General features: G+C 56.1%; 15 protein-coding genes and 1 tRNA gene. 8 read left to right on the top strand and 8 right to left on the bottom strand.

Annotated elements, in window-relative coordinates:
• The first annotated feature begins 110 nt into the window (after positions 1–110).
• Positions 111–440, top strand: coding sequence for an iron-sulfur cluster insertion protein ErpA (erpA, locus tag RMR21_RS06330; RefSeq protein ID WP_498669821.1), 330 nt, complete (start codon positions 111–113; stop codon positions 438–440).
• 93 nt (positions 441–533) lie between these two features.
• On the top strand, positions 534–1,331 hold the full coding sequence (xth, locus tag RMR21_RS06325; protein ID WP_498669820.1) for an exodeoxyribonuclease III: 798 nt from the start codon (positions 534–536) through the stop codon (positions 1,329–1,331).
• Positions 1,332–1,442: 111 nt separating this feature from the next.
• Here xth and exoR read toward each other — a convergent pair whose 3' ends face one another.
• From exoR to RMR21_RS06300, 5 genes are all read right to left on the bottom strand, one after another.
• Positions 1,443–2,237 carry an exopolysaccharide production regulator ExoR gene (exoR, locus tag RMR21_RS06320; protein WP_174152814.1) on the bottom strand — a complete coding sequence of 265 codons (795 nt, stop codon included), beginning with the start codon at positions 2,235–2,237 and terminating at the stop codon, positions 1,443–1,445.
• A gap of 520 nt (positions 2,238–2,757) precedes the next feature.
• A complete protein-coding gene (locus tag RMR21_RS06315) occupies positions 2,758–4,026 on the bottom strand; it encodes an OmpP1/FadL family transporter (protein WP_498669819.1) in 1,269 nt (422 codons plus the stop codon).
• Positions 4,027–4,450: 424 nt separating this feature from the next.
• Positions 4,451–7,294: a valine--tRNA ligase gene (locus RMR21_RS06310; RefSeq protein ID WP_498669818.1), complete on the bottom strand. Its 2,844-nt coding sequence runs from the start codon at positions 7,292–7,294 to the stop codon at positions 4,451–4,453.
• 381 nt (positions 7,295–7,675) lie between these two features.
• A complete protein-coding gene (locus tag RMR21_RS06305) occupies positions 7,676–8,584 on the bottom strand; it encodes a PopZ family protein (protein ID WP_498669817.1) in 909 nt (302 codons plus the stop codon).
• A gap of 217 nt (positions 8,585–8,801) precedes the next feature.
• On the bottom strand, positions 8,802–9,473 hold the full coding sequence (locus tag RMR21_RS06300; protein WP_498669816.1) for a protein-L-isoaspartate O-methyltransferase family protein: 672 nt from the start codon (positions 9,471–9,473) through the stop codon (positions 8,802–8,804).
• A gap of 249 nt (positions 9,474–9,722) precedes the next feature.
• Between RMR21_RS06300 and RMR21_RS06295 the strand changes: the two genes are divergently transcribed.
• The 6 genes from RMR21_RS06295 to RMR21_RS06270 all read left to right on the top strand — a co-directional run bounded on the left by RMR21_RS06295 (position 9,723) and on the right by RMR21_RS06270 (position 11,671).
• Positions 9,723–9,875, top strand: a complete 153-nt coding sequence (locus RMR21_RS06295) for a DUF3309 family protein (protein ID WP_174152808.1) — start codon at positions 9,723–9,725, stop codon at positions 9,873–9,875.
• 144 nt (positions 9,876–10,019) lie between these two features.
• A tRNA-Cys gene (locus RMR21_RS06290) sits at positions 10,020–10,093 on the top strand.
• A gap of 172 nt (positions 10,094–10,265) precedes the next feature.
• Positions 10,266–10,499, top strand: a complete 234-nt coding sequence (locus tag RMR21_RS06285; RefSeq protein ID WP_498669815.1) for a hypothetical protein — start codon at positions 10,266–10,268, stop codon at positions 10,497–10,499.
• A gap of 44 nt (positions 10,500–10,543) precedes the next feature.
• The gene (locus RMR21_RS06280; protein ID WP_498669814.1) at positions 10,544–10,996 is read left to right on the top strand and encodes a hypothetical protein; all 453 of its coding nucleotides are present in this window, start codon (positions 10,544–10,546) and stop codon (positions 10,994–10,996) included.
• A 63-nt stretch (positions 10,997–11,059) separates the two neighbouring features.
• Positions 11,060–11,443 (top strand): hypothetical protein, encoded by a 384-nt coding sequence (locus tag RMR21_RS06275; RefSeq protein WP_498669813.1) that lies wholly within the window; start codon positions 11,060–11,062, stop codon positions 11,441–11,443.
• 3 nt (positions 11,444–11,446) lie between these two features.
• The gene (locus RMR21_RS06270; protein WP_498669812.1) at positions 11,447–11,671 is read left to right on the top strand and encodes a hypothetical protein; all 225 of its coding nucleotides are present in this window, start codon (positions 11,447–11,449) and stop codon (positions 11,669–11,671) included.
• Positions 11,672–12,599: 928 nt separating this feature from the next.
• Here the strand turns inward: RMR21_RS06270 and RMR21_RS06265 are convergent.
• Genes RMR21_RS06265 through RMR21_RS06255 form a run of 3 tightly spaced genes read right to left on the bottom strand, consistent with a single transcriptional unit; the run spans position 12,600 to position 13,700 of the window.
• The gene (locus tag RMR21_RS06265) at positions 12,600–12,968 is read right to left on the bottom strand and encodes a phage tail assembly chaperone (protein ID WP_498669811.1); all 369 of its coding nucleotides are present in this window, start codon (positions 12,966–12,968) and stop codon (positions 12,600–12,602) included.
• Positions 12,965–13,450 carry a hypothetical protein gene (locus RMR21_RS06260; protein WP_498669810.1) on the bottom strand — a complete coding sequence of 162 codons (486 nt, stop codon included), beginning with the start codon at positions 13,448–13,450 and terminating at the stop codon, positions 12,965–12,967. Before RMR21_RS06260 ends, RMR21_RS06265 begins: the two co-directional genes overlap by 4 nt.
• The gene (locus tag RMR21_RS06255; RefSeq protein WP_498669809.1) at positions 13,434–13,700 is read right to left on the bottom strand and encodes a phage terminase small subunit P27 family; all 267 of its coding nucleotides are present in this window, start codon (positions 13,698–13,700) and stop codon (positions 13,434–13,436) included. Before RMR21_RS06255 ends, RMR21_RS06260 begins: the two co-directional genes overlap by 17 nt.
• Between the last annotated feature and the right edge of the window lie 3 nt (positions 13,701–13,703).

The following is a 13,703-nucleotide window of genomic DNA, read 5'->3' as shown; positions in this document are numbered from 1 at the left end:
AAGCGTCATCGCCGCGCAACAAGGCTATAGACCGTTAATTTGACTGGTTTATAATCACGAAGACGAGAAAACACCGCTCTCCGGTTCTTGACCCCGGTTGGAGAAACAACATGACCACATACATTACACTTTCAGAATCCGCCGCCAAGCGAATCGCCCAGATCGTTGCCTCCGAAGAGGGCAAGCAATCCTTGCGCGTTTCCGTCGAGGGCGGTGGCTGCTCGGGCTTTTCCTACAAATTCGACTTGGATGGCGCGCCCACCGACGATGACCTCGTCATTTTGCGCGACGACGCCAAGGTCCTGATCGACAGCATGTCGGTCGTCTACATGGAAGGGTCTGAAATCGATTTCGTCGACAATCTGCTCGGCCAGTCGTTCCAGATCAAAAACCCCAATGCCGTCGCAAGCTGCGGCTGCGGTACCAGCTTTTCGGTCTGACCTGAGGTTCTCCCAAGCCTGTTGAAACTGTGAAAACGGGTGGCATTCGGCTGCGTATGGTTTAAACAAGCCATAGTGAAAATGGAATGTCCGATGAAGATTGCCACCTGGAACATCAACGGCGTCAAGGCGCGCATCGAAAACCTCTGCCAATGGCTTAAGGATTCAAGCCCTGACATTGCCTGCCTCCAGGAAATCAAATCCGTCGATGAAAATTTTCCGCGCCTCGACATCGAAGCGCTGGGCTACCACGTGGAAACCCACGGGCAAAAAGGCTTCAACGGCGTGGCGCTTCTATCCAAGATGATGCCAGACGAGATCAATCGCGGACTGCCGGGCGACGATGCCGACGAACAGGCCCGTTTCATCGAAGGCGTCTTCTCCGTCAAGGGCGGGGCAATCCGCGTCTGCTCGCTCTATCTGCCCAATGGCAACCCGCCGGATGATCCGGTCAAGTACCCTTACAAACTGGCCTGGATGGAGCGACTGACCCGCTTTGCGCAGGACCGCCTTCTTCTCGAAGAGCCGCTTATTCTCGCTGGCGACTACAACGTCATCCCCGAACCCTTCGATTGCTACGACCCGCGCGCCTGGGAAGGTGACGCATTGTTCCTGCCCACCACCCGCGCAGCCTTCCGCAAACTGGAAAATCTGGGCCTGACGGACGCCACACGTGCCACCACCGATGAGGCGGGGCTTTATACGTTCTGGGATTATCAGGCAGGCGCATGGCCCAAGAACAACGGCATCCGCATCGATCACCTGATGCTGTCCTGCGAGGCGGCCGACAAGCTGCAATCGGTTTCCATCGAAAAGCACGTTCGTGCCTGGGAAAAGCCGTCCGACCACGTGCCGGTCTGCGGATATTTTGATTTTCAGCTGGCGTCATGACAGTCTGATGGGGTGAAGCTGTTCACCCTCTCCTCGTCATCCTCGGGCTTGTCTGAAGGATGACGACGCAACCCAGCCAAGCACCCGATCATGGGCGTCGGTCGATTAAAATCAGTCAGCATCACCCAGAGCAATATTCTGCGCGAGCGAAATCGCAACACGTCTGTCTTCTTCTGCAGCAACAGAGAACGCCTGTTCCTGCATGTTCTGTATCCACTTGCAGTTGGCGGCGGAACACTTGTCCAGCGCTGCCGTCATGAAAGCGAGCCCACGTACGGTCTGACCTTCCTGAAACAGGAGATTGCCGAAGATGGACATGGCGCCGGCATGACCGTGCTTGCGCGCCTGATTCAGCCACTTCTTGGCCTGCTGGGTGTCTGCACGACCGCCCTCGCCTGCCAGTATCATCTGTGCAAGCTCAAACTGGGCCTCGGCCACACCGAAGGTCGAGGCGACCTGGAAATAGAGCTGGCGGGCCTGTGACAGATCGGTTTTGACGGGGCTACCGGGAATACCGTGGCGATAGTAATCGGCGAGCGAAAGAAGCGCGTTGACGAAGAAGCCCGTGTCCTCGGAGCCGGGCTCTACACCCTGACTGGCAATTTCGCTGTAAATCTTGAAAGCTTCGAAATCGTTTTTGGCAACACCATCACCAAAGGCATACATATTCGCAAGCGCCCAGCGCGAGCCGGTGTGACCCTTTTCAGCGGCATAGCGATACGCTTCGACAGCATCATCCTTCTTGCCGCTCTTGTACGACTTGAAACCGAATTTGAAGAGATCGAAAGGACCGGATTCCTTCGTCACACCCGAATTGATGTCGAAAGCTGCGGCCGGTATTGCCATCGATACGAGCAACACTCCCAGACATAGCGGCTTTAAAACGTTGATGTCACATTTCAGCATTTCAACGAACTTCTCTCACTCTTCCCGGCCTATAGCGAGTACTCAAACAACACAGCGAAGACATTCCCGACTATCCCGGGAATTGGACACACTTCAACGGTCCAGCCGCACAGTCTCGTGTGCTGCCAGAGATCAATTGTGGCCCCAGATCAGTATTTTCATGCCAACGAATGTATCTGCCATTTTCGGCAACATCACGGCGTTTTACCGCCATTCGGATTCCGTGAAGGAAGCGCGCGAATTGAAAATCCGCTTTTACGTCCTTAAACACTGAATCCAAACCCGTTTTCACGTCCACCAAACCCGCAGAGCCACCCTCGAAGCCTGCATATTCTTTCATTCCCCGCGTCTCTCGAAAACAGACAAGCAACTTGTTTGTGGCGGGAAATGGACAAATACGTCCGCATTCTTACGCTACGTGAAGGTTGCATAAATATGTTGCCAAATCGTCACAATATTAGCAGTTGGCAACAAAAAACCCGGCCTCGAAAGACCGGGTTCATTTTTGTCTTAACGAGTATTAAAACTTTACTTTGACCGACGTGGAAACAGCGCTGACGAGATCGTTTCCGAAGTCGTAGGCGACGTCATCACCGTAAGTGACACCGCCGCGCGTGACCGCACCGGAGCTTCCGCTTGTCAAAAGTCCGACGGCGCCTGCAACACGCCATTCGATATTTTCCGTTACGGCATAAGATACACCCGCTCCCACGGTCCATGTATCGGTCTGTGATCCAACACCGGTGCTCGTGCCACGATCCCAGGTCAGGCTCAGAGCACCCGACCACTGATCGTTGAACTTGTGACCAACACCGCCCGAAACCGTCCAGCCATCACGATAAAGCTGATCGAGAGATGTCACACCGCCTGGGGGGCAAGGCAATCCGGTGGAAGCAACCGGGCAGAAACCGATGGACTGGATCAAACTCCAGTTCGTCCATTTGACAGATCCGAAAGCAAGCCAGTCCGGAGCGATCCCGCTTTGGACTTTAAGCTCAAGCGAGTCAGGCGCCTCCGCAGACCCTATCACTCCGAAACGCCTCCCAAAGAATGGGTTCGCAGGATTAACAGCGCGCGGAATTTCGGTCAGATCGAGCGAACCTGAAAGATTGTCATACTTCACGCGACTGTTGTAAACGAGGCTTGCACGTAGCGCATATTCTGGAATCTCGTAAGCAACACCGGCGCGCCAGCCGAGCGCTTCATCACTGATATCAAGACGGCCGACCCCATCGAAGACCGCCGACGCAGGGCCGGTGATTGGCGCAACGAGTCGCGTCTTGAAAGCCTCGATCTCCTGGTAAAAACCGCCACCGATCACACGGAATTGGCCTGGACCCGCATCGAACTTGTAGGAGCAGGTGAGGCCGTAATTGTCGGTGCGGACCTTTGTCTCAATGTTGCTCTGAGCGCCAACCCAACCGGATCCCGGATTGAGATGAGCACCGAATGGCTGGGAATAATCGACTAGGCAATCGACTGGACCATAGCCGCCCTTGAAGCCGACATAGGGGATCGCATAGTTTTCGCTGTCATCGGCAGTCGTGGATCCCGCGCCTCTGCCGTTGTTGCCAAGACCATCCGAGGCGTCGGTATCACGTACGTTCTTCAGCTTTCGCTGCGGCATCACATAGGTAACACCGGATGAAAAACTGAATGGCGATGCATCAAACAGCTGGTCGATATTGTAACCGCCGCGCTCCAGACCACCTGCAAAAGCAGGCGTGATCGACGTGATACCGATAGCAAGGCCCAAAGCGCCACTGATAAAATGATTATGTGTTGCCATCTCTCTCCCCAATCAAGGCAATATGATGCGTCGAAAGTGCAATGCTTTGAAAGGAAACACAATCTACGGCGTAGGCCCGGGATTTTTTGCAGCGCAAAATAACTTGACGTAAGATGCTGACCGCGATGGGCTCTATGTCCCAAACTGGTTTTTTTTTCCAAGGAAATCAAATGCACACTATTTTCTTGGAATAAATTAGCGCCTTACCACGCTACTGTAGCGAACTGACAACATCCACAATTTTCACATGCAAAAGCCGCGCTTTCGCCTCACTCTGTCGGCGCTGGAGAAATCCGGCGATGAAGAACGCATTTTTCGCCGTGGGTTAATCCTGACAGCGTTGATTCTTGCAGCTGCATGCTCGAACAAAAAAGCGCCCCTCTGCAGGAGCGCTTTTTTTTTGCAAGTCACTCTATCGTCAGGCTCAGCCTGCTTCATTGACCCGTAAGAGGGCCGTCTTCAAGCTCTTGATCTGGACCTCAAGTTCGGCCTTGCGTTCGCGGTCTGCCGCGACAACGTCCGGGTCGGCGTTGGATACGAACTTCTCGTTCGACAGCTTCTTGTCGATCCGCTCCATTTCGCTTTCCGCCTTGCCGATGGCCTTTTCAAGTCTGGCTTTTTCTGCGGCGACATCAATGAGGTTGCCGAGCGGAATGCAAACCGTTGCCTCGCCCAACACGATCTGTGCCGAGCCCTTGGGCGCGACGTCCGCAGCCAGAATTTCGTCAGCACGGGCCAGACGGCGGATCGCGGCCGAGTGGCGGTCGAGACGCGTTTCCGTGGTCGGGCTCGCGGCGACGATGACCAGCGGTGCCATTGCACCCGGCGGCACGTTCATTTCCGAGCGCGTCGAGCGAATACCGGAGACGAGATCAATCAGCCAGTTGATTTCGGCTGCTGCCGCGTCGTCGCGGAACTGAGGCGCTGGCCAGTCCGTGTGGCACAGCAGATCGGCGCGGCTTTCGCCTTCGCCTGCCGAATGCGCCCACAACTCTTCCGTCATGAACGGCATGAACGGGTGCAGCAGCTTGTAGATCTCCTCCAGAACGTATGCCGCACAAGCCTGCGCTTCGATCTTGGCACCTTCGTCTTCACCGCTGAAGACAGGCTTCAGCAGTTCCAGATACCAGTCGCAGACCTGGTTCCACACGAAGCGATAGAGCAGGCCCGCCGCATCGTTGAAACGATAGTTCTCGATGGCAGCTGTCACATCCTTGGCAGCGTCTGCCAGCTCGGTCAGAATCCAGCGGTTGATCGTCTGCGTCGTTGCTTCGGGAATGAAATGCGGATCGCGCTTGACGCCGTTCATTTCGGCAAACCGCGTTGCATTCCACAGCTTGGTGCCGAAGTTGCGGTAACCGGCAATACGGGCTGGGTCCAGCTTCACGTCACGCCCTTGCGCCGCCATGATGGCCAGCGTGAAGCGTAGCGCGTCAGCACCATATTCGTCGATCAGGTCGAGCGGGTCGATGACGTTGCCCTTCGACTTCGACATCTTCTGGCCGTTCTTGTCGCGAACCAGCGCATGGATGTAGATCGTGTGGAACGGCTCGACCGGGTTACCCGCCTCGTCCTTCATGAAGTGCAGGCCCATCTGCATCATCCGCACCACCCAGAACGGAATGATGTCGAAGCCGGTGACCAGAACATTGGTTGGATAGTAGCGCGCAAGCTCCGGCGTCTTTTCCGGCCAGCCGAGCGTCGAGAACGGCCACAGGGCTGACGAGAACCACGTATCGAGAACGTCTTCGTCACGCGTCAGGATTTCACCGGGCTTGAAGTTCTCCAGCTTCTCCTCGACCCAGGCCTTCCATGGGCCTTCATGGGCAATATAGTGCTGGATAGCGGCCTGAAGCGCTTCTTCTTCGGTCTTCTCAACAAAAACCTGGCCATCGGGACCATACCAAGCGGGGATCTGGTGGCCCCACCACAGTTGGCGCGAGATGCACCATGGCTGGATGTTCTCCATCCACTGGAAGTAGGTGTTTTCCCAGTTCTTCGGCACGAAATTGGTGCGGCCTTCGCGAACAGATTCGATTGCCGGCTTGGCGAGCGTCTTGTTGTCCACCCACCATTGCTCGGTCATGCGCGGCTCGATCGGTACGCCGCCACGGTCGCCATGCGGGACCATGTGCTTGTGCGGCTCGATCTTGTCGAGGAAACCGCCCTCTTCGAAAATCTGGACAATCAAGGCTCGTGCCTTGAAACGATCCATCCCCTCAAGCTGGTCCCATATACCGGTCTGCATGGCCGTCGGCGTCAGGCCTTCGAGGAAATCCTCGTTGTCCTTGATGGTGACTGTGGCATCGGTGTTGAGAATGTTGATGGCCCGAAGCCCCGCCCGTTTGCCGACTTCGAAATCGTTGAAGTCATGCGCTGGCGTGATCTTGACGGCACCCGTGCCCGCCGACGGATCGGCATAGTCATCGGCAACAATGGGGATCTTGCGACCGACGATCGGCAGGACGGCGTGTTTGCCGACAATGGACTTGTAACGCTCGTCTTCCGGGTTCACCGCAATGCCGGTATCGCCCAGCATTGTTTCCGGGCGGGTCGTTGCAACGACGATGTAATCGCGGGTTTCGAATTCAGTCGGCTGTCCACGATCATCCCATGCACATGGGTATTGATAGGTGACGCCTTCTTCCAGCGGATAACGGAAATGCCAGAGGTTCCCCTTCACTTCCACCTGCTCGACTTCCATATCGGAGATCGCCGTCAGAAGCTTTGGGTCCCAGTTCACAAGGCGCATGTCCTTGTAGATCAGGCCTTCCTTATAGAGCGAGACGAAGACTTCCAGAACGGCCTCGGAAAGCCCCTCATCCATCGTGAAGCGCTCACGTGACCAGTCGCAGGATGCGCCCAGGCGCTTCAGCTGGTTGAAGATCAGCCCGCCGGACTCTTCCTTCCACTGCCAGACTTTCTCAATAAAAGCCTCACGGCCCATCTCACGACGGCCCGGAAGCTGGTTTTCCATCAGCTTGCGCTCGACGACCATCTGGGTGGCGATACCGGCATGGTCCATGCCCGGCTGCCACAACACGTCCTTGCCGCGCATGCGCTCGAACCGGACCATGATGTCCTGAAGCGTATTGTTGAGGGCGTGACCCATGTGGAGCGAGCCGGTCACGTTCGGTGGCGGTATTACGATTGTGAACGTTTCCGCGCCCGGCTTGGCGTTCGCGCCAGCGCGAAATGCATTGGCCTCGTCCCAGGCTTTGGCAATTTTGGGTTCTACGGATGCGGAATCGTAGGTCTTTTCGAGCATTTACGGACCTGAATTTTAGAGTTCTGGAGCATGTCGCGCACATTTGCAGCGGTTTTGCGAAACGACATACGACAATACAGCAAATCTACAGTGCACCACGGATCCCAGGGATCGCAATGCGCCATATGTTTGATTTTTTAAATACGGATGGGCGGTGGAGAGTCAACAGCCTGTGGAGATTTCGACGGCAAAGCTCAACAAACAAAAAGCCGCCCTGTCAAAAGAGCGGCTCTGACGCTGAAGAGATGGGGCAAACTGCGAAGGTCTGCCCTGGACGTCGTCATTCAATCTATCGATATGCACACGCGAATAAGCATGATGACAAAACACCCATCACTGTCATCCGTCCCGCCGCCTTGAAAAAGCGGCGCTCGCTGACGATCAACGGCGCGGGCCGCGGGCAACGCGTTCGATCTCCTCGCGCACCAGTCTCTCGACCAGCGTCGGAAGGTTGTCTTCCAGCCAATCCTGCAACATCGGCCGCAACATATCCTGCGCCATCTGCTCGACGGTCGGACGCTCCACGCCGTCGAACATCTCGGCGAGTTCGCCAAACGAACGCTGGATTTGCGCACCGGCGGCGGCCGAAATCAGGTTCAGGGACAGGCTATTGTTGTCTGGCTTCTCGTCGTGCGAAACGGCAACGGGCTGCTCCTCCACCACTTCGGGAAATGCAGGTGCCTGATCCTCCGGTTCGACGGCGCCACGAAGCTCGATATTTTCCCAGACGGGTAAAGGCTGCGGCTCCTGTACGGGCGCCGGACGATCGAAGAACGGCGCCGCCTGCGGCTGCGGAGCCACGGAAGCGGGCTGCGCGTTCATCAGAGGGCGAATGTCAGCGGGTCGTGGCGCGGGCACATAACGTTCCGGCTGTGGCGCCGCCTGCATGACGGCAGGTGATGGCTCGGCAGGCCTTTGCGCGGCGTAGCCTTGCGGACCAAGCGAGGCATTGCGGTCTGCAGCGGCTCTGACCCGCGCTGCCACGTCTGCCAGCGACATTGTTTTCTCGGACGCCTCACTGCCCGTCATTTCAGACCGAACCATGTTGAGCGGCTCATGCTGCTGGCGTGCACCAAACCCCTGATTGGCCGCAGGAGGAACATGGGCGGGAGGGCTTGCGAGTTCGGCGACGAAGGAGGCGCTGTCGCTTTCCTCGTCCTCATCGTAAACCGGGGGCAAGGGCGCGCCGAAAGCATCCGCAGAGGCAGGCTCATTGCTTTCGATGATGCGGCGAATGGATGCCAGAATTTCTTCCATGGATGGTTCGCGCGCGACGCTGGACTGAGCCATTGATATCCCCGATTTTCACGTTCAAAGACGGAATGGAGCAAACGATACGCGCTCCGAATCACAATCAGTGTACGGTAGTCGAGGATGGAAATGAATCCGTGGCGGGTCACTAAGTGGCTTGTTACACAGCTTTATTTCATCCTTCTGCCAGACAAAGCAAAAGCCGGACACATGCGCGCCCGGCTTCAAGGATTGCGCGAGAAACGCGTCCGTCGGATCAGAAAACGAATTCGCGTGTCTTGGCAAAGCCTGGCACCGGCTTGACGGATGCGTTGAAGAAGGTTGTGGACGATGTGCCCTTGCCATCGCGACGGTAGACGGTCGCCTTGGCGGAATTGCCATAACCGACGACGGCCACGAGGCGTCCGCCGTCGCGCAGCTGCTCCAGAAGTGGGGCCGGTACATGCTCGACAGAACCGTTGATGAAAATGAGATCGTAAGGCGCCTCAGCCCCATGGCCCTTGTCGAGAGGACCGGTGACAACAGCGACGTTGTCATATCCCAGCGAGGACAGTTTTGCAGCGGCTGCCGCGCTCAACTCTTCATCCGATTCCAGCGAAACGACGGAACTCGCCAATTGCGACAGGACCGCCGAAACATAGCCACTGCCACCGCCGATTTCGAGCACGACATCGTCCTTGGTGACGGCGGCCAGCTGCAACAGCTTGGCGAGCGGCGACGCCTTCATGATATAGCGAGCGCCGATGCCGTCCTTTGCAGGACAGATCTGCAAATCCTCATCCGCATAGGCAATCTGCTTGATGCCGGCAGGAACGAACTCTTCGCGCGGAACTTTGATAAATGCATTGAGCACCGAATGCGACGTTACATCGGTGGTGCGCAACTGGCTGTCCACCATCTTTCCACGGGCGTTTTCGAAATCCATCATGTCGTGTTTGCCTCACATCAGAGCGCGCAAGCAGGCCGAAAAGGCGAGCGCTATTTGCATACCGTCTTAATTGGCTGCGCCGCCGCTTTCAAGCTCAACCACACCAGACCCTATGGAAAAAGCGTTGTCGCCATTCCCCCAGATGTTTTTCACACGGTATGCGGCAGACACTCATCAAAAACGGGAACTTTTTATCTGACTCATCATTGATAAAGGACTGTAAACGTTCAACAACCGTCGGAGAGCACCATGCTCGGTACAATTCTCGTCGTCCTTCTTATCCTGTTTCTCATCGGCGCATTGCCGAATTGGGGCTTCCACAATTACGGTTATGGCCTGTCCGGCGGCCTCGGACTGGTCCTGGTCATCGTGCTTATTCTGGTTCTGCTCGGTCGAATCTGACCCTGCCGAAATGCCGCATCGGTTCATGACGAGCCGTGCGGCTTTTTTCCACAATACTTCTTCGGCTTTTTCCCACCTGCCCTATTGCACGTAAAATGGATTCGTTCTAAATCCCCGCCATGGCGCTAAATACCGCGTCGGTGAGGCCTCGTGGCGGAGTGGTGACGCAGAGGACTGCAAATCCTCGTACCCCGGTTCAATTCCGGGCGAGGCCTCCAAAAAATCACCAATAAAATCAACACTTTAAGCGAAACTACCCTTCTTGCAGTCAGGGTCCCGTGTCGCTCTGTGTTGCGCCCCACTTCCCTTGGTTTCCGGTCATTTCCGTTTGACCTCCGCTATTACACGCGACATGAATTGCGACACGCAACATGGTAATGAGGTGTGGAAATGGCCGAATTGTCCGAAGCAATGACCCCTGCGATGGTGGCTGAGAAGCTCCGCAATCGCGGGATCATGATTTCCGAACGCACTTTGAGAGAGCGGGCCAGACGGATCGGTGCATTCCGAGAGATCGGAAAAGCAATGTTCTTCATGCCCGAAGACATTGACGCACTCCTAGAAGCAGCAAAGCCAGCGAGATCGAATCCTACCGCTTCTCACGTTTCCAACTGGACAGATTGAGACACCGCCAAGCTTCGGGAGAAGCTCGTTAGCGGCAAAAAGAAATGACTAGAGCGAGCTTTCGGCAAGCGGACCTTCAGCGCATCTTTCGTGCAGTAAAGGCTGTCGGTGCCATCTTTCAGATTGATCTGAAAACCCTAGCGGTAACGGTCATCCCGACTGCAGAACAGCCACCGGAATTGCCTCAAGGATTCGCGCCGGACGGAAACGAGTACTGGGAAGATGACCCAGATCAGCCAATTCAGCCACCACTCGACCATCGAGCATCGCGGGCCATGGAGCGCCTCGTGGAAGCGGGTATCGGTGTGAGCATCCATTCCTGCTCGGTCCGCTCGTTCGGACCCCACTCACAGAAGAAGCTGTTGGAGCGTGGCTACATCAAGGTCTCACCAGGGCAAATCGGCAAATACAACGACGACGACATAAGCCTGACGAAACAAGGGTGGACGGACTGGCAAGCGCAGAAGCGACATATAAAGAAATATCCCGGCCTCTAGGTCATCTTGACACCCCCGTGCAATCTGGCACTTTGCCCGTTAGGGGTGAATTAGGGGAATACAATGAATATTCGATACGCTTTCGCGGCAGCCGCATGTGTGGCCGCTCTTTCCGGCTGCCAAACTGCACCGCAGGAAGAAATGATATGGCTCCGCACAGACGGCCAATCTCAGGTCGGCAATCCTCATCTTCTACAACAGTACGAGATAGATAAAACGATCTGCACGGGTGAGGCTCAAAAGTCAGCAGTTGGCGCGCCAGTCGTATATTCTAACGGCAGTTTTGTGAGTGAGGTGAACGCGTCTATGGTGCGCAATCAGCAGGGTGGAGCCGTTATCGACGTAGCAAAGGGCTGCATGGCGCAGCGTGGCTACCTCCTTGTGCCCAAGGCGCAAGCGCCCGCGATGGCAGAACAATTTCGTGCAAATGCTAAAAAGCAAGGATGACAGATGTCGCTTGAAAAGCTGCAGAAAGTTCGTGAATATCTCGTCAAGCAGAGGAATGCCGTTGCTGCCGAAGCCGCTGACGATATTGAAAAGGGCTATGAGTCCCCTACCAAAAAAACCATCCAGGCGCTCGTATCAATTCAGGAAACGATTGAAAAAGTGGACAGAGCCATTGCCGACACTAACAAACCCGGTAGCTACAACTACGGGCTTTTGAACAATCTGTAATATCCAGAAAATAGAGGGTGGACGGACTAAGCCGCCCTCGCAAACCACCCATCTATCACCGTGGCCGTGAGCATGTGGACCGGCACGAACGGGATGACGATGGCAGTCTTCGGCTTTCGGTTCAAGGCGGTCCTTGCGCAGACTGCGCTGCAAAGATACTGGGATTTTTTCTTTCGCTTGAATGAGCAACCGCACTCCACACAAACCATTTGCGGCGCCTCATGTGCCACGCGGTAGCATACCCGAGAGCAGAAAATGGGCGAGTTGCTCTTCGGTTTAAAGTGCTTTCCACATTGTTTGCATGGGCGGATCATGACGGTTCTTTGTTGCTCTGCTCGGCAGCGGAGAGAACAAAATATTTGTCGCTTGTTTTCCCTTTCGGGGTGGTAGGGACCTCCACAATGCATGCATTCTCTCACCGTGTTCCGCGTTCGGGTGATGAGCGTGATAGCGGATTGAGCGATCACGTTTTCGCGCCTTGTACTCAAATAGTCTCTGGTCACGATCGCAGCACGCGCGCATTCGGTGGAGCAGAACCGCACCTTACGCAACCCATCGACCATTTCATCTGGGAGTGATTTCAAGCACCAACCACAGATGCTATCCACATCGGCATACTCAGGCTGACCTTCATCCCAGGAAGGTCGACAGGCGCCCGTTCGCTGAAATGCTGCCGTGAGAATGCTTGCAGCTTCGTGATCGGCTCGTGACCAAGTCTCTCCTTTCAGGCAAAACGCTGACCGAAGAGCTGCCCGCACTGGCCCCTCAATTTCGAAAGGAGTTTTGCGCCAGTCTACGAGCAAATCAAAGACGCCGTCGATTGCGTGCTTTCTCTGCTCTTTGGGCATCACGGGGGCCAGAGTGACGGCCCGCTTACTGCCATGGCGGTACTCATCCCAGCCACTCCAATATCCATCCTTTCGAGGCATCACTTCCCTCCAAACATGGCATCGAGCAGGCCAGCATTTAGCGGCACCTTGGAGATCGGCGGCAACGCCTTAACGCCTTCCGGCAATGGTGCAGCCTTCGTGTACACGCAATCGAGATATGTTTGATCCATCGCGATCAGGATGGCCACGTGGCGCGGCTCGATGGCTTGGCGAGCAATGGTCGAATAACCTGCGATTTCCGCGTAGGTGATCGACTGTGGTCCGCTCATGCCCACCTGCCGGGTCCGGTTGAGAGCATTGAACCATTTCCACAGCATCTCACCGCCCGCTGGTATGTGCGTCATACACACACCCTTGGCTTCAAGCTGGCGCTTCAGTTCCACACAGAGGAGCTTTTCAAGGTTCACTTCGGCACCTCCATAAGCTGGAAACGAGCAACCGGCATCTGGCCGTCTGCGACCTGTACGGAACCGGGAATGATGCGGGTGTTTAGCCGCGGGTCTTTGCAGCGGAAGACGGCACCGGCGGCGATGTATGACGGGATGGCCTGACCACCGGGAACTCGCTCCCAGCCCACCGTATGGAGCAATGCGAGGCCAGCGCCCATCGTGGTCTTCCTGGCACCACGCGGCAGGAGGATGAAAACCGTCTTCACCTGACGGCGCTTGTTGGGACAGCACGGGCCATAGATGCGCCGGACGATGCGCTCCCAGAACAACGGCAGCTCGAAATCACCGCTCTCGCTCTTGGGATGCTTCAGCCGGCGCAAGAAGTCCACAGCGCGTTCGCCAAAGCCGAACGGGTCTTCAATCTCGCTGCCGTCGAATATCCATTCCGGGCGCGTGGCTTTATTGTGGGAAATTCCCACTATTTCAGACGTCGAGGCCATCGGGTGCGCCTCCTGTCTTCGGTTTATCCTTCGCGCCGAACCCTTGCTTTGCTCTAGCTGCCGGTGTCAGGCCAAGCTCTGCCGACATGCGGGCAACGGTCTCTTGCGCCTTGGACATCAGGCCAGAGGCTGGGTTCGGCTTGAGATTACCGTGGGCTGTCTTTGTGAGGATGCCATGCTCCTCGATTGCCTTCTGACATTCGCGCACGGTCCAGATCGCAATGAGGTACGCTTCGAGCAGCCCGGTCATGGA

This window comes from Agrobacterium sp. rho-8.1 (assembly GCF_033957725.1).
Lineage (GTDB): Bacteria > Pseudomonadota > Alphaproteobacteria > Rhizobiales > Rhizobiaceae > Agrobacterium.
Note: the sequence above shows the minus strand (reverse complement) of the source record. Positions and strands in the feature narration are given on the sequence as shown.